The sequence below is a fragment of the Lentzea sp. CC55 genome (genome assembly GCF_021056325.1).
Taxonomy (GTDB): Bacteria; Actinomycetota; Actinomycetes; order Mycobacteriales; family Pseudonocardiaceae; genus Lentzea; species Lentzea jiangxiensis.
The window spans coordinates 901,264-916,289 of the sequence record NZ_JAJCXE010000022.1; the positions used below are offsets into that span (position 1 = coordinate 901,264).

16 protein-coding genes are annotated in these 15,026 nt (G+C 70.3%); 10 read left to right on the forward strand and 6 right to left on the reverse strand.

The window, feature by feature from the left end; translation table 11 throughout:
* Window positions 1-7: 7 nt before the first annotated feature.
* Window positions 8-664, forward strand: coding sequence for a response regulator transcription factor (locus tag L6E10_RS20245; protein ID WP_236221032.1), 657 nt, complete (start codon window positions 8-10; stop codon window positions 662-664).
* Between the two features lie 323 nt (window positions 665-987).
* On the opposite strand, the gene L6E10_RS20250 is transcribed toward L6E10_RS20245, so the two are convergent.
* From L6E10_RS20250 to L6E10_RS20260, 3 genes are read right to left on the reverse strand one after another with little or no spacing between them, the layout of a single operon-like run.
* Window positions 988-1,908, reverse strand: coding sequence for an SDR family oxidoreductase (locus tag L6E10_RS20250; RefSeq protein ID WP_236221033.1), 921 nt, complete (start codon window positions 1,906-1,908; stop codon window positions 988-990).
* The gene (locus tag L6E10_RS20255) at window positions 1,892-2,365 is read right to left on the reverse strand and encodes a pyridoxamine 5'-phosphate oxidase family protein (protein ID WP_236221034.1); all 474 of its coding nucleotides are present in this window, start codon (window positions 2,363-2,365) and stop codon (window positions 1,892-1,894) included. Before L6E10_RS20255 ends, L6E10_RS20250 begins: the two co-directional genes overlap by 17 nt.
* Complete coding sequence (locus L6E10_RS20260; RefSeq protein WP_236221035.1) at window positions 2,365-2,892, reverse strand: TetR/AcrR family transcriptional regulator; 528 nt, start codon at window positions 2,890-2,892, stop codon at window positions 2,365-2,367. The genes L6E10_RS20255 and L6E10_RS20260 overlap by 1 nt, the downstream gene beginning before the upstream one ends.
* A gap of 48 nt (window positions 2,893-2,940) precedes the next feature.
* On the opposite strand from L6E10_RS20260, the gene L6E10_RS20265 reads away from it, so the two are divergent.
* A complete protein-coding gene (locus tag L6E10_RS20265) occupies window positions 2,941-3,729 on the forward strand; it encodes an HAD family hydrolase (protein WP_236221036.1) in 789 nt (262 codons plus the stop codon).
* A 6-nt stretch (window positions 3,730-3,735) separates the two neighbouring features.
* On the opposite strand, the gene L6E10_RS20270 is transcribed toward L6E10_RS20265, so the two are convergent.
* Window positions 3,736-4,170 (reverse strand): PPOX class F420-dependent oxidoreductase, encoded by a 435-nt coding sequence (locus tag L6E10_RS20270; protein ID WP_236221037.1) that lies wholly within the window; start codon window positions 4,168-4,170, stop codon window positions 3,736-3,738.
* A gap of 130 nt (window positions 4,171-4,300) precedes the next feature.
* On the opposite strand from L6E10_RS20270, the gene L6E10_RS20275 reads away from it, so the two are divergent.
* The 3 genes from L6E10_RS20275 to L6E10_RS20285 all read left to right on the forward strand — a co-directional run bounded on the left by L6E10_RS20275 (window position 4,301) and on the right by L6E10_RS20285 (window position 6,959).
* On the forward strand, window positions 4,301-5,212 hold the full coding sequence (locus L6E10_RS20275) for an ABC transporter ATP-binding protein (protein ID WP_236221038.1): 912 nt from the start codon (window positions 4,301-4,303) through the stop codon (window positions 5,210-5,212).
* Between the two features lie 5 nt (window positions 5,213-5,217).
* A complete protein-coding gene (locus L6E10_RS20280; RefSeq protein ID WP_236221039.1) occupies window positions 5,218-5,967 on the forward strand; it encodes a hypothetical protein in 750 nt (249 codons plus the stop codon).
* A gap of 89 nt (window positions 5,968-6,056) precedes the next feature.
* On the forward strand, window positions 6,057-6,959 hold the full coding sequence (locus L6E10_RS20285; protein WP_236221040.1) for an ABC transporter ATP-binding protein: 903 nt from the start codon (window positions 6,057-6,059) through the stop codon (window positions 6,957-6,959).
* Here the strand turns inward: L6E10_RS20285 and mycP are convergent.
* Window positions 6,925-8,094 carry a type VII secretion-associated serine protease mycosin gene (mycP, locus tag L6E10_RS20290; RefSeq protein ID WP_236221041.1) on the reverse strand — a complete coding sequence of 390 codons (1,170 nt, stop codon included), beginning with the start codon at window positions 8,092-8,094 and terminating at the stop codon, window positions 6,925-6,927. The two genes, L6E10_RS20285 and mycP, sit on opposite strands and share 35 nt — an antisense overlap.
* Window positions 8,095-8,354: 260 nt before the next feature.
* On the opposite strand from mycP, the gene L6E10_RS20295 reads away from it, so the two are divergent.
* The 5 genes from L6E10_RS20295 (at window position 8,355) to L6E10_RS20315 (ending at window position 13,911) form a co-directional block, all read left to right on the forward strand.
* Entirely contained in the window at window positions 8,355-8,759 is a 405-nt protein-coding gene (locus L6E10_RS20295; RefSeq protein ID WP_236221042.1) for a hypothetical protein, read from the forward strand.
* 68 nt (window positions 8,760-8,827) lie between these two features.
* The gene (gene trmB / locus L6E10_RS20300) at window positions 8,828-9,472 is read left to right on the forward strand and encodes a tRNA (guanosine(46)-N7)-methyltransferase TrmB (RefSeq protein WP_236221137.1); all 645 of its coding nucleotides are present in this window, start codon (window positions 8,828-8,830) and stop codon (window positions 9,470-9,472) included.
* A gap of 132 nt (window positions 9,473-9,604) precedes the next feature.
* Window positions 9,605-10,711 carry a nitric oxide synthase oxygenase gene (locus tag L6E10_RS20305; protein WP_308102830.1) on the forward strand — a complete coding sequence of 369 codons (1,107 nt, stop codon included), beginning with the start codon at window positions 9,605-9,607 and terminating at the stop codon, window positions 10,709-10,711.
* A 298-nt stretch (window positions 10,712-11,009) separates the two neighbouring features.
* On the forward strand, window positions 11,010-12,173 hold the full coding sequence (locus L6E10_RS20310) for a sensor histidine kinase (protein WP_236221043.1): 1,164 nt from the start codon (window positions 11,010-11,012) through the stop codon (window positions 12,171-12,173).
* A 430-nt stretch (window positions 12,174-12,603) separates the two neighbouring features.
* On the forward strand, window positions 12,604-13,911 hold the full coding sequence (locus L6E10_RS20315; RefSeq protein WP_236221044.1) for an amidohydrolase family protein: 1,308 nt from the start codon (window positions 12,604-12,606) through the stop codon (window positions 13,909-13,911).
* Between the two features lie 427 nt (window positions 13,912-14,338).
* On the opposite strand, the gene L6E10_RS20320 is transcribed toward L6E10_RS20315, so the two are convergent.
* A complete protein-coding gene (locus L6E10_RS20320; protein WP_236221045.1) occupies window positions 14,339-15,016 on the reverse strand; it encodes an SDR family oxidoreductase in 678 nt (225 codons plus the stop codon).
* Window positions 15,017-15,026 lie beyond the last annotated feature (10 nt).

Genomic DNA, 15,026 nt, shown 5'->3' on the forward strand with positions numbered 1-15,026 from the left:
TGATCGAGTGATTCGGGTGCTGCTGGTAGACGACCAGGAACTCATGCGCATGGGCTTCCGCATGGTGCTGGGCGCGCAGGAAGACATCGACGTCGTCGGCGAAGCCGCCGACGGCCTCGACGCCGTGCAGATGGCCGACAAACTCCGCCCGGACGTGGTCCTGATGGACGTCCGCATGCCCGTGCTGGACGGAGTGGAGGCGACCAAGCGCATCACCGAGGCCGACACGGCGAAGGTGCTGGTCATGACCACCTTCGACATGGACGAGTACGCGCTCTCCGCCCTGCGCAACGGAGCCAGCGGCTTCCTGCTGAAGGACACGCCACCCTCGGACCTGGTCTCGGCCCTGCGAGCAGTCGCCTCAGGCGACGCCGTGGTCTCCCCGTCCGTGACCAAGCGCCTGCTGGGCCGCTTCCTCGGCGACGGCGGCGGCGAACTCCGCGACGCCACGGTGCTGGACGTGCTGACCGAACGCGAGCGCGAGGTGCTGGTGCTGATCGCGAAGGGCCTGTCGAACACGGAGATCGCGCGGAAGCTCTTCCTGTCCGAGGCGACGGTGAAGACGCACGTGGGACGAATCCTGGCGAAGCTGGAACTGCGGGACCGGGTCCAGGCAGTGGTGCTGGCGTACGAGACGGGCCTGGTACGCCCAGGCGACGCCTGACCAACCGCGACGCCGAAGGCGAGCCGTCCTGAGCAGACGCTCCCGGCGGTGGGGTCCCGTCACGAGTCGCGCCACAGCTCCTGGTGCGGCTTGTGACGGGACCCCACCGCCAACGCAACCACCAACGCAACCGGCAGCCGCCCAACACAAACAGGCGTGCCATCAACCCACTCAAAGCGCGGGCCCCCGATCAGATTGCCGGGGGTCTGGGGGCAGAGCCCCCAGGGGAACCGCCGAACAGCAACCGACCGCCCGCAAAGCGACCACCTACGGACAGAGCGGCCCCACCGGCTCACCCCAGGCCCACCGCCGGAACCCCACCCTCACCGGTACGACTCAGGATCAGCCTCAACCTCCACCCCGGCCATCCGAGGCTTCACCACCTCCTCGTACCACCGCCCCCAGTCGGGCTGGGACCCGTCCAGATCCGTGAACCCGTACTCCCGCTTCAACCGCCAGGACGACAGGCACTGCCCCGCGAACCGCCGCCGCTGCGGATCGGCGGCGAGGTGCGCCAGCCCCCGCCCCAGGTAGTGCGGCGTCTCGGACAACGCGTAGTCCGGCACCTTCTCGACGGCGTCCCGCCAGTTCGCCTCGGTGACCCCGAACCCCTCCAGCATCTGCTCGGACCGCAGGAACCCCGGCGTGGCGGCAACGGCGGTGACGTGCGGGAACTCGCGGAGGTCCCGAGCCAGCACCTCCCCGAACCGCCGGACGGACGACTTCACGGCGTCGTAGGGGAGGTTCACGAAGTAGGCCTCCCCGTCCTCCCCGTCGGTCACCTCGACCACCAGCGCGTCGTCGGACCGCAGGACCAACGGCATCAACCGGTGGATCGCCACCAGGTGCGTCTCCACCCCGTTGCGCCACATCCGCAGCTGCCGTTCGAGGTCGTGCTCCCAGAACTTGCCCCACTCGACGAGGTTCTCGCCGCCCCAGGCGTTGTCGACGAAGACGTCCAGCCGGTCGAGGCGCGCGGCCAGGGCGTCCACATCGGACACCGAGGTGAGGTCGCACCGGACCGGGATCCCCTTGCCGCCGGCGGAGTCGACCAGCTCCGCGGTCTCCTCGATCGTCTCGGACCGCCCGACCGGTGACTGCTGCGACCGGGTGGTCCGGCCGGCGACGTACACCGTCGCGCCGGCTGCTCCGAGCTCGACCGCGATCGCCCGGCCCGCACCCCGTGTGGCGCCGGTGACGACCGCGACCTTCCCGCTCAGATCGGGTTCACTTCTTGCTGACACGCCGAGTTCCCCTTCCCTCGTGCCAGGAGAGGACGACCATCTCGTCACCCTCGACGGTGAGCTGCACGACCTCGGTGACGTCGAACCGGAACAGGTCGATCTCCTCCGGCTGCCACCCCGTGCGGTCGAAAAGGTGCTTCAGGTAGACGTCCTTGTCGGTCCAGAACTCCGCGGTGCCGCTGATCTTCGCGTCGCCGGCCTCGGTCATCGAGGCGATCGTCGACATGCAGTGCAGCGCGAACCGCGGGTCGCGCCGCAGGTCGCGGGACTTCAACGAGTTCGGCATCATGCCCGCCCAGAGCTCGCCGTCGAGGAAGTCCGGTTCCACGCCGCTGATCCGCGGCGCGCCGTCGCGGCGCAGGGTCGCGATCAGCGCGTGCCGGTCGGCGGCGAACCTGCTCTCCACGAACGCGGCCATGTCCGGCTGTTCCGCCGTGAACTCGGCCCAGGTGGCCATCAGCGCATCCCTTCCAGTACCAGGTCGACGTCTTCTGCCGTGCGGGCCAGGAGGTCGCCGCGCGGTCGCACGGACCAGTCCATCGAGATCCCGTACACCAGGGCGGCGAGGACTCGGGCCGCGTTCGGTGGGAGGTTCTCGGCCGCGCACAGGACTTCCAGCTCCGCTTCCAGCACGGCGTAGTGCCGGGCCAGCAGCGCGCGCAGTTCCGGGTCGATCAGGTCGACGCCGAGCTGCGCCAGGTTGTTCGTGGCGACGACCGGGTCGGCCAGGCGGTCGAACCAGGTCAGCAGCGCCTCGCGGACGGACCCCGCCTCGCGCATCCGGCGGACCACGTCTTCCGTGCCCGCGCGGGTCAACGCCTGCAGCAGACCGCTCTTCGACCCGAACCGCTTCGCCACCGCGCCGACCGACACCCCGGCCTGCGCCGCCACGTCGGCGACGGTGAACTCCGGGCCGCGCCGGTCGATCACGGCCGCGACGGCGTTCAGGATCCGTTCGTCGGTGATGGTGCGAGGTCGTGCCACGGCATTAGTGAACCACAATTCACTAACCGTCGCCTAGGGTGGTTCCACGTGAACTGGAGACCGCGCCTGGTGGCCTTGGACATCGACGGAACCCTGACCTCGGTCGGCTCGAACGACATCTCACCCGCCGTGAAAGCGGCCATCACCCGAGTGACGGAACACGGCACCAAGGTCGTGCTCTGCACCGGCCGCAGCCTCATCGGCACCACCCCGATCGCCGCGCAGGTGCCCGCCTCGTTCGCCGTGTGCTCCAACGGCGCCGTGTGGTGGGACCCGGTGAGCGCGGAGGTCGTCAAGCGCACGACGTTCGAGCCCGGTCCGACGATCGAGGCGCTGCGGGCGTTGCTGCCGGACTCGGTGTTCGCGGTCGAGCAGACCGGGGTCGGCAACCTCTCGCTCGGCGAGTTCCTGCCGGGTGACCTGTGGGGCGTCACGACCAGCGCGACGTTCGACGAGATCGCGGCCGTCCGCACGCCACGGCTGGTGATGCGCTGGCTCGACCGCACGCCACCGGAGCTGTCGTTCGCGGTGAAGGACCTCGAACTGCCGGGCATCGAGTGGTCCGTCGACCACACGGAGGCGTGGCTGACCGCGGTGCCGCCGAACACCACCAAGGGCACGGCGCTGGACGAGCTCAGCCGGGATCTCGGCATCGACCCGCGCGACGCGCTCGCGATCGGCGACGGCAGCAACGACGTCGAGATGCTCGAGTGGGCGGGGCTCGGCGTGGCGATGGGGCAGGCGCCCGCGACCGTGCGGGCCGTGGCGGACGAGGTCGCGCCGACCGTGCTGGAGGACGGCGCGGCCCAGGTCCTGACGAGGTTCTTCCCCGCCTAGGAACCCCTAGTCGGAGACGTTCACCTTGGCGACGACCTTGTCGACCTTGACGCGGACGAGCAGCTCGCCGGGCACGCCGTTGCGCTCGGCGAACTCGTCGGCGCGGTCGTCGCCCATGTAGCGCGCGGCCGTGCGGCCGGCCCAGTACCGCAGCTGCTCGGCGTCCTCGTCGACGACGGCCTGGCCGGTGATCGTCACGAAGTTGAACGGCGGGTTCTCGTCGTCGAAGCAGAGCGCCACCCGGCCGTCGCGCAGGATCGACCTGCCCTTGACCGTGTCGCGGCCGGTCAGGAAGACGACGTCCGGGCCGTCGAGGTCGACCCACACCGGCGCGACGTGCGGCGATCCGTCCTTGCGGGTGACGGCCAGTTTGGCGGTGCGCGCCGGCTTGGCCAGGACGAACTCGCGCCACCAGCCCTCGGGAGCTTCCGTGTATCCCATGTGGCTCATTCAACTACGACGGAGGTAGCGCCACCCGGCGACGGAAGTTGACGGCACTCGAAGACCGCAGGTCGATGTGCCGAACCCCCTCGGAGCGCGAGAGTTGTCCCGTCACCGAGAGGGGAAGCCCATGATCGAGGCAATCGGCCTCACCAAGAGATACGGCAGGACGGTCGCGGTCGACGACCTGTCGTTCACCGTCCAACCTGGACGGGTGACCGGATTCCTCGGTCCGAACGGCGCGGGCAAGTCCACCACCATGCGGATGATCCTGGGGCTCGACCGTCCGACGGCAGGCCGCGTGCTGATCGACGGCAGGTCCTACACCGACCTCAAGCGTCCACTGCGGACGGTCGGCGCACTGCTCGACGCCAAGTGGGTGCACCCGAACCGCTCGGCCCGCGCCCACCTCAAGTGGCTCGCGGTGTCCAACGGCCTGCCGAAGTCGCGGGTCGACGCGGTGCTCGAGTCCGTCGGCCTCACGCAGGTCGCGGGCAAGAACGCCGGCGGGTTCTCGCTCGGCATGTCGCAGCGGCTGGGGATCGCGGCGGCACTGCTCGGCGACCCGAAGGTGCTGCTGTTCGACGAGCCGGTGAACGGCCTGGACCCCGAGGGCATCCTCTGGATCCGCACGTTCATGCAGAACCTCGCCGCCGAGGGCCGCACGGTCCTGGTGTCGAGCCACCTGCTGTCGGAGATGGCGCTCACGGCCAGCGAGCTCGTGGTGATCGGCCGGGGGAAGCTGATCACGCAGAGCACCACGCAGGAGTTCATCGAGCGCTCGACGGGCAACTCGGTGCTCGTGCGCAGCCCTCAGCTCTTCAAGCTCGGCCCGCTGCTCGTCGACAAGGGCTTCACGGTTCGTGACGGCGCGGACGGCGCGTTGTCCGTAACGGGTGCCACCAGTGACCAGATCGGTGACATCGCGGCGGCGAACGACGTCGTGCTGCACGAGCTGAGCCCGCAGCGCGGTTCGCTCGAAGAGGCGTTCATGCAGCTGACCGGCGATGCTGTCGAGTACCACGCAGAGATCGGGAAGTGAGTCTGATGACCCTGTTGGCAGTGGAGAGAATCAAGCTCTTTTCGACCCGTTCGCCCTACTGGTGCAGCGCACTCGCCATCGTCCTGGGCGTGGGGCTCACCGCGATCTTCGCGGCGGCCGGCGACGGTCCGATCCCGCTCGGCCTCACCCAGATCGGCAGCAGCCAGCTCGCCATCGCGGTGGTGCTGGTGATGTCGGCGATCGCGGTCACCACCGAGTACCGCTTCAACACCATCCGCTCGACGTTCCTCGCGGTGCCGAACCGCACGTCCGCGCTCGTCGCCAAGGCCGTCGTCGTCGCGTTCATCGCCGGCGTGCTGGGCGAGATCATCGCCTTCGGCTCGTGGGGTGTGGCGAAGCTGATCTCGCCGAGCTCGGACCTCGCGATCAACACGGCCGCCGAGTGGCGGCACGTGGCGGGCATCGGCCTGATCTACGCCGTCGGCGCGGTGATCGCGGTGGCCGTCGGCATCCTGGTCCGCCAGACCGCCGGTGCCGTCGCGATCCTGCTCGTGTGGCAGATGCTCGCCGAGAACCTGATCGGGATCATCCCCAAGGCCGGCCAGAACATCCAAGCGTGGCTGCCGTTCATGAACGCCACCCACTTCGTGTCGATGGGAGCGGACAGCCCCGAACAGGGTGGCACCGGGGTCGACTTCAAGCTGAGCGAATGGGGCTCGCTCGGCTACTTCGCCGGCATCGCCGTGGCGCTGCTGGTGGTCGCGCTGATCGTCGCCAAGCGCCGGGACGCGTGACCGGGCAAGGGGGAGCGGGACGTGGGTCATCCGTCGGGGGATGACCCACGTCCCGATCAGTCCTTCCACCGAGCGAACGGGAGAATGCCGTGATCGAAGCAGTGGCGTTGCGCAAGCACTACGGCAGGACCAAGGCCGTCGAAGACCTGTCGTTCACCGTGCGGCCGGGCAGGGTCACCGGGTTCCTCGGCCCGAACGGCGCCGGCAAGTCCACGACCATGCGGATGATCCTCGGCCTCGACACCCCCACCGGCGGCGACGTCAGGATCGACGGCAAGCACTACGCCGAGCTCAAGCAGCCGCTGCGCAAGGTCGGCGCGCTGCTCGACGCGAAGTGGGTGCACCCCAACCGCTCCGCGCGGTCGCACCTCAAGTGGCTCGCCGTGTCGAACAAGATCCCGGTCAGCCGGGTGCGGGAGGTCTTGGAGGTCGTCGGCCTCACCGAGGTCGCGCACAAGAACGCCGGCGGGTTCTCGCTCGGCATGTCCCAGCGGCTCGGCATCGCGGGCGCACTGCTCGGCGACCCCGAGGTGCTGCTCTTCGACGAACCGGTCAACGGCCTCGACCCCGAGGGCATCCTCTGGATCCGGCAGTTCATGCACCGGCTCGCGGAGGAGGGCCGCACGGTGTTCGTGTCGAGCCACCTGCTCTCGGAGATGGCGCAGACGGCCCAGGACCTCATCGTGATCGGCAAGGGGCGGCTGATCGCGCAGACCTCCACCGAGCAGTTCATCGCCGACGCCACGCAGGACCACGTGAGGGTGCGCTCGCCGCACGCCGCGAAGCTGCGCGAAATCCTCGCCGCACACGCCACGGTGACGGACGACTCGGCGAGCGGAGCCCTGGTGGTGCACGGGATCCCGGCGCAGCGGATCGGTGAGATCGCGGCGGAGAACCACGTCGTGCTGCACGAGCTCAGTCCTCAGCGCGGCTCGCTGGAGGAGGCCTTCATGCAGCTCACCAAGGAGTCGGTGGAGTACCACTCCCACTGAGCGGCGGCAGCACGTGCACGGTGGCCTGCGGGCGGGGACGGCGCGACCTGATGGCGGGCAACGCGATCAGCAGGCCCGTCATCACCGCGGTGCCACCGGCGACGGCCGCGATGAACGGCATCCGGCTCCCCAGGTCCACGTCCGGGCGCTGGGCGGTCTGCGCCGGCGTCGGCGCGGGCTTCGTGGTCGACGGCTTCGGCGGCGGCAGGAGCGGGTTGCGCTCCACCGGCGGGAGCTGCGCGGTGAGCGCGCCCACCGGGTCGACCACGCCGAAGCCCGTCGTCGCGTCCCTGCCGGGTTCCGCCAGGTCCTTCGCGGACTTGATCAACGCGTTGACGACGTCCTTCGCGGGCATCCGCGGGTGCTTGGCCCGCACCAGCGCCGCGACCCCGGACACGATCGCCGACGCCGCGCTCGTGCCGTCCACCTCGGCGTAGCCGCTGGGGTAGACGCTCTTCGGCGAGGTCGTCACGATGCCGGCCGCCGGAGCCGAGAGCACCGTGTCCGCGCCGACGTTCGACGACGCCCACGGCTTGCCGTCCCTGGTCGTCCCGGAGACCGCGATCACGCCCTGGATGTTCGCGGGCGCCGAGACGGCCCTGCCCTCGTTGCCGGTGGCGGCCACGAGGACGACGTCCTTCTCGATCGCGTAGTTCACGGCCTTGACGAGGGTCGGCGTCATCGAGCTGGAGAAGCCGAGGGACATGTTGATGACCTTGGCGCCGTGGTCGGTGGCCCACCTGATGCTCTCCGCGACGACGTCGAGCGTGAACTGCTCCTTCTCGGAGCTCGCGACCGGCAGGATCTTGGCGCCGGGCGCGATGCCGAGCGCCCCGCCGTCACGGCCGGTGGCGGCGATGATCCCGGCCATCGCGGTGCCGTGGCCGTCGGTGTCGGTCGTGCCGTCGGTCCCCTTCGAGCTGCCGAACCCGGCCCCCGGCAACACCTGTCCTGCCAGGTCCGGGTGCTGGGCGTCGACGCCGGAGTCGATCACGGCGACGACCACGCCGTCCCCGCGCGCCTGGGCCTGCGCGGAGTAGACGTCGAGCGCGTCGAGGTGCCACTCCTGCTCCTCGATCGTCTGCGCGGCGAGCAGCAGGGGCAGCGCGACGGAGAGCGCGGGAAGCAGGGCCACGCCAGCTACATCGTGTTTCCAGGTCACGGTGCAACGTGCCTGGTGTCACACGTTGCGTAAGAGAGCTGTTAACAAACTGTGAAACCAGGCAATCTGGACATCACCGGCGTTTGAGTTCACGTTCAATTGGGTTATCCCCGCTGCGGAGGTGGCCAGTGGTCCGTGTGGAAGCAATGCTCGGCCTCGAGTGGTCCAGTGCTCTCGAAGCTCCCAATCCTGCCGAAATCCCCCTCACCCCTGCACAGGCGCGTCGTTCCTGGGTGAACCGCGCCCCCGAGGAGGAAGTGCTCACGATGTACCGCTCGGTGCGGTCCGTCGAGGACGCGCCCGCGCCGTGGTGGCTGCGTGCGCTGGACCGGGGGCGTCTGCGCTCCCGTGCCGAAGGTCATGCCGTCGAGGACGCCGTGAGCGAACTGCTCTCGTCCCGTCCCGGCTGGGTGTTCGTCCCGTGGGTCGACCTCGGCGAGGTCGGGTACTGGGAGTACGTCCCCTCCGAAAGTGGTGTCTACGGTCCCGCCACCCCCACGACCGTGCAGTTCACCGACTCGCACCGCGGCTTCGTCCACCTCGTTCCCGCCCACCGCGGGCCGGGTCACCCCCACGCCATCGACTTCACGGTCGCCGACCTGCGGGCGCAAATCGAGGACATCGAGCTCATCGCCTAGGCTTTCCGGTCGTGACCAGGCCTGAGCACCACCGTTCCATCGTCAGCTTCGTGCAGCGCGGCGAGCGCATGACCGTGGGACAGGAACGTGCCTGGGACACGCACTGGGAGAAGATGGGCAACGACGTGAAGTCCCTGCCCGAGGGCCCGCTGGACTTCACGTCGTGGTTCGGCCGTTCCGCTCCCGTGCTGCTGGAGATCGGTTCCGGCATGGGCGAGACCACCTCCCAGCTCGTGGCCGCCGCGCCCGAGCTGAACTACGTCGCCGTCGAGGTCTACAAGCCGGGACTGGCCCAGCTGCTGCTGCGCGCGGAGCACCTCGGAGGCCTCGGCAACCTGCGCGTGCTGCGCGGTGACGCCGTCGACCTGCTGACCGACCACATCGCCCCCGCGTCGTTGCACGGCGTGCGGATCTTCTTCCCGGACCCGTGGCCGAAGAAGAAGCACCACAAGCGCCGGCTCGTGCAGCCCGAGTTCGTGTCGCTCGTGGCGTCGCGCCTGGAGCCCGGTGGCGTGCTGCACCTCGCGACCGACTGGGAGAACTACGCGGAGCAGATGCTCGAGGTGTGCTCCGGCGAGCGGCTGCTGACGAACGTGCACGACGGCTGGGCGCCCCGGCCGGACTGGCGGCCCGTCACGAAGTTCGAGCAGCGCGCGGTGAACGAGGGCCGGATCTCCCACGACCTGATGTTCCGCCGGAACGACCTCACCTGATCGAGGTCTCAAGCCGAACGAGCGAGCACCGTGGGTCTTGCGTTCACTCGTCGGAGTGGCTGGTGTTGATCACCCGAAATGCCCCGAGTGGCAGTGACGCGTGAAGCTCTTCCGGGCTTAGCGTTCCGCTCCGTGACCCCCGACGTCCTCCCCGTCGCGGAGGAGTTCGTCCGCATGTTCCACGCGGCGCACTCCGACGCAGGCTCGCTGTCCGCCCGCATCGCACAGGTGCGCGCCGAGATCGCCGAGACCGGAACCTACCGCCACACCACCCACGAGCTCGCTTACGGCGCGAGGATCGCGTTGCGCGACTCCGGCTGGTGCACCTCGGGTGTGCCGTGGCGCCGGCTGAAGGTCCGCGACCTGCGCGGCTACCGCAACGCCGCCGCCGTCGCCGGCGAGTGCGTCGAGCACCTGCGCCTCGCGACGAACGGCGGCGAAATCCGCCCGCTGGTCACGGTCTTCGCGCCGGACGCGCCCGGTGCGCCGGGACCGGTGATCTGGAACGAGCAGCTCGTCCGGTACGCCGGGTACGCCGACGGCACGGGGGACCGCCGGTACGCCCAGTTCACCGAGACCATGCAGGGCATGGGGTGGCGTCCACCGGCGCGGCGGTCGCGGTTCGACCTGCTGCCGCTGGTGGTGGAGACCCGGCACGAGGGGCCGCGGCTGTTCACGCTGCCGTCCGAGGTCGTGCACGAGGTGCCGCTGGAGCACCCGGTCCTGCCGTGGTTCGGCGAGATGGGCCTGCGCTGGCACGCGGTCCCGGTCATCTCGAACATGAGGCTGTCGATCGGCGGCGTGCACTACCCGGCCGCGCCGTTCAACTCGTGGTTCGTCGGCGCCGAGATCGGCACGCGGTCACTGGCCGAGGAAGGCGCCTACGGCGTGGCGCGTCAGGTGGCCGAGGCGCTGGGGCTCGACACGTCGTCCGAACGCACGCTGTGGCGGGACTTCGCCACGGTTCACCTGAACGCGGCAGTGCTGCACTCGTTCGACAAGGCGGCCGTCACGATCACGGACCACCACGCGGAGGCGCTGCACCGCTTGGCCTGGCTGCGTTCGCGCCAGCGCCCGTCGGCCGCACGGCCCGCGTTCCGGCTGGACACCGCGGCCGCGGCGCGCGCACGGACCGGTTCCCCGGCGCGCTTCACGACCGCGTTGGACGAGACCCGTCCCCAGCCGACGAGCAGGCTGGCGGAGCTGCTCCGCCAGCACCACTCCCTGACCAGCGCCTGACTTCCCCATCACACGCTGGTCCGTCGCGGTACTAGTGCTTCGAGTCGATCATCACGCCCGACAGGGCCATCAGCGCGAGGACCAGCAGGCCGACCACCGCGGCCGCCCAGGTGAAAACAACTGACAACATGGTGTCCTCCGTCTCTCGTCTTCCGCTCCTCCAGAGTCCGTGACCGGCGTGTGATCCGGCATCCGCCGTGAGGGTATTTCCGCAGGTCGCCCACTCAGCCTTCCGGCTGACCCGCGGGTAGACCGGAGTCGGACGCGGGATCACCCCTTCGGCCCTACTGTTGCCCGGGTGGAGAGCACGGACATGAACTGGCGGTTGCTCGCCAAACGCCAGTGGCCGCTGGCGCTCTCGCTCACCGGCATCGTCCTCGCGGAAACCGGGGCGATCAGCACCGACCTCGGCTGGTGGCAGCTCCCCGGCGTCCTGGTCGTCTGCGCGATCTCGGTGCTGGCTCCGCGCAAGCCGTTCGACGCGGCTCTCGCGGCGGCGTTCGCGATCGCCTGCTCGGCGCTCTACCTGCGGCTCCTCGGCATCCCGTTCGAACCGCACTTCTTCCTCAGCGGTGCCACCATCTCGATGACCGGCGCGGCGATGGCGACCATCGCGATCCTCGTCCGGGAGGCCTCGCGCGTCCGCGCGGTGCTCGGCACCGTGCTCGTCGTGGCGGCGATGATCAGCGCGGAGGTCCTCGGGTGGCCGGCCGTGTCCGCCCGCGAGTACCGCGAGTGGCAGCCGGATCCGACGTCGTACCTGTTCGGCGCGTGCATCATGCTCGTGCTGGCCATCGGCACCGGTCTCTACTTCCGCGCCCGCGACAACGAACGCGCGTCGCAGCTGGCGGCCTCCGTCGCGGCGGCGCAGAACTCCGAGCGGATGGCGCTGGCGCGGGAGCTGCACGACGTGGTGGCGCACTACGTGACGGCGATCGTCGTGCACGCGCGGGCGGGTCAGCTGAACCGCGCGGCCGCCGAGCAGGTGCTGCCGACGATCGAGGCGTCCGGGCACGAGGCGCTGACGGCGATGCGCCGCCTGGTGGGAACGCTGCGGGACGGTGAGTCCGCCGGCCCGGCCGCTTCTTCGTCGCTGATGGACGACGTGCGCGCGCTGGCAGGGGAATCGGGTCTGCCGGTGCGGCTCTCGTTCGACCTGCGGGACGCCGTGCCGCAGGAACTGGCCCGCTCGGTGCTGCGACTGGTCCAGGAATCGTTGACGAACACCCGGAAGCACGCGGCGGCGGTGTCCTCAGTGGACGTGTCGCTGACTTCGGGGGACGGGCTGCTGCACCTGGAGGTGGCGGACGACGGGGTGGCCTCGGGCGTTCCCGTCGGGGGATCGGGTGGCTACGGGCTCGTCGGCATGCGCGAGCGCGTGGACCTGCTGGGCGGGCGCTTCTCCGCAGGCCGACGCGAACCGACTGGGTGGACGGTCCGCGCCGAGCTGCCGATCGCCTAGCTCAGCTGTCGTCGCGGATGACCTCGAACTCCTGGGTCATCTCGAGATCGGTGAGCTGGTCGTCGTTCTGGGGGTCGATGTCGGCCACTGATGCCTCCGCATGATCACGCCGCTACCCGTGCGGGGTGATCATGCCAACTCAGCGCCGGGTCGGCGGCTTGGGGGTGGCGGGCTTCTGCGCGCGGCGGAACTGCCCACTGGACGTGCACGGCTTCTTCGACATGATCTTGAGACGCCCCTGTCCTGCCCGTGGTTGCCTGTGGATGCACAAAGGGCCCGCCGCATGACGCGTAACGGGCCCCTTGGATGGGGGGAAGTTTTGGTCGGGGCGGACCCTGGGGGTCGGCCCGCACCCGACAGAGCCAGGATGCCCATCCCCTCCGGATGTATGCATGGATGTGACCGGCATCACAATGGCAGGATTCCCCGCATGTCACTGCGTCTGCACGCCCCGGTGGTCCTGCCCTGCGACGAGTCCTGCACGGTGGTGCGCGACGCGGTCGTGGACATCGTCGACGGCCGGATCACCCACGTCGGCCCGATCTCGTCGGCACCCGCGTTCGACGGCGAGGTCCGCTCGCTCACCGGCATCCTCCTGCCCGGTCTCGTGAACACCCATGCCCACAGCCCGATGACCGTGCTGCGCGGCCTCGGCTCCGACCTGCCGCTGCTGCGCTGGCTGCAGGAGGAGATCTGGCCGAACGAGGCGCGGATGACGGCCCAGGACGTCGGCACCGGCATGCTGCTGGGCGCCGTCGAGATGCTGCGGCACGGCGTGACCACGTCCGCCGAGATGTACTTCCACGGCCCCGAACTGGTCTCCTCGGTGCTGGAGGCGGGCTCGCGCGTGGTGTTCGGCGGCGCGATCCTGGACGTGCCGGGCATGTCGTGGCAGTCGCTGACCGACGACATCTCGTCGTGGATCGACTCCGACGGCCTGCGCTTCGGCCCCGGCGAGCGCGTCGAACTGGCCTACGGCCCCCACTCCGCCTACACCCTGTCGGCGGCCCAGCTCTCGGCCATCGCCGTCGAGGCCCGTGCGCGCGGGGCGCTGTTCATGGTGCACGTGGCGGAGTCGCCGTTCGAGGACGAAGCCGTCCGCGCCGAGTACGGCTCCGTGCCCGCGCTGCTGAAGGCGTCCGACGTGCTGGGCGGACGGGTGCTGTCCGCGCACTCCGTCCACCTGTCCGACGACGACATCGCCCTCTACGCGTCGTTCGGCGTCGGCGTGGCGCACTGCCCGGGGTCCAACGCGAAGCTCGCCTCCGGCATCGCGCGGGTGCCGGAGATGCTGGCGGCCGGCGTGCCGGTCGGCCTGGGAACCGACGGGCCCGCGTCCAACGACGACCTGGACCTGTTCGAGGAGGCGCGGCTGGCCGGGCTGTTCGCCCGCGTGTCCAAGATGGACGCCACCGTGCTCGGGGCCGCCCAGGCGCTGCTGATGGCGACGCGGGGCGGGGCGTCCGCCCTGGGGCGGTCCGACATCGGCGCGCTGGAGGCCGGACGGTGGGGCGACGTCGTGCACATCGCCGCCGACGACCCCGCCTTCGCCACCGGGCTGGACTCGCCGGACTCGCAGCTGCTGGCGAACCTGGTGTGGGGGTCGGGGTCGCGGAGGGTCACCGACGTGTGGGTGGCCGGGGACCACGTCGTGGCCGGTGGGGAGTCGACCAGGGTGGACCGGGAGGAGGCCCAGGCGGCGGTTTCGGCGGTGGCCGCGCGGTTGCGGTCCGCCTGATCCGCGGCGCGTTTCCGGTCCGCGGCGGTGGGCTGCGGATCGGTTGCGGCTGTGCGGGACCGGGCTGCGGCGGCGTTCCGGAGTCCGGGCCCTGCAGCCCGCGTCGATCCCGGCCACCTGCTGGGGGTTACGACGTCGTGGGTTGCCCACCGGCCGCTAGCGTCTGGGAGCCGATAGCGGTGCCACGGACCGATAGCAGCGTCACGGGTCGATAGCAGCGTCACGGGCCGATAGCGGCGCCTCAGGGTGAGAGCAGCGCCACGGACCGAAAGCGGCATCACGGGCTGAGCGCGGCGTCACGAACCGATAGTGGCGCCACGGACCGAGAGCGGCGCGCAGCAGCAGGTGCGCGCCGGGTTCCCCCAGTTTTGATCTTACCGTCCGTCAGCGTCTGACCACAGGTTGTTGATGAACCTGTGGACAACTGTCAGTGCGGGCGCGACCTCACGTTGATCTCGGTGATGTGGGCGTCGGGCGTCGCCAGCACGGCCGACGCCACCGCCCGCCCCACCGAGGCCGGGTCGATGTACTTCGACGGGTCGTACTCGCCGCCCTCCTGGCGGCGGACCGACTCCTGCATCGGCGTGGCGGTGCGGCCGGGGTAGACCGTGGTGACGCGCAGGGCCGGCTCGTCGCCGCGGAGGGCGTCGGCGTAGGCGCGCAGGGCGAACTTCGAGGCCGCGTAGACGCCCCAGCCCGGGTTCGCGTTCAGGCCGGCGCCCGAGTTGATCAGCACCACGTGGCCTCCCGCCGCGCGGAGCTGGGGCAGGACCAGGTTGGTCAGCTCGGCCACGGCGAAGACGTTCACGTCGAAGGTCTGGCGCCAGTCGGCCTGCGTCGCCTCCGAGAGCGGGCCCAGCAGGGCGATGCCGGCGCTGTGCACGACGACGTCCAGGCGGGAGACGGCCGTGAGGTCCGCCGAGGCCACGTTCGTCAGGTCGAACGGCCACGCCTGCGCGCCGGGGAGCTCGGCGGCGAGCACCGAGAGCGACGATTCGTCACGTCCGCCTAGCAGGAGGTCGTGGGTCGGGGCCAGACTGCGGGCGATGGCCGCGCCGATTCCGCTGGATGCCCCGGTGACGAGGGCGACCGGACGATCACTCATGGGGGAACTG

Coding starts and splice junctions, on each gene's coding strand:
- trmB (WP_236221137.1), top strand. CDS start 8,828: ATGACCGTGGGACAGGAACGTGCCTGGGACACGCACTGGGAGAAGATG.
- L6E10_RS20255 (WP_236221034.1), bottom strand. CDS start 2,365: ATGGCCACCTGGGCCGAGTTCACGGCGGAACAGCCGGACATGGCCGCG.
- L6E10_RS20280 (WP_236221039.1), top strand. CDS start 5,218: ATGACCCTGTTGGCAGTGGAGAGAATCAAGCTCTTTTCGACCCGTTCG.
- L6E10_RS20275 (WP_236221038.1), top strand. CDS start 4,301: ATGATCGAGGCAATCGGCCTCACCAAGAGATACGGCAGGACGGTCGCG.
- L6E10_RS20315 (WP_236221044.1), top strand. CDS start 12,604: ATGTCACTGCGTCTGCACGCCCCGGTGGTCCTGCCCTGCGACGAGTCC.
- L6E10_RS20270 (WP_236221037.1), bottom strand. CDS start 4,170: ATGGGATACACGGAAGCTCCCGAGGGCTGGTGGCGCGAGTTCGTCCTG.
- L6E10_RS20320 (WP_236221045.1), bottom strand. CDS start 15,016: ATGAGTGATCGTCCGGTCGCCCTCGTCACCGGGGCATCCAGCGGAATC.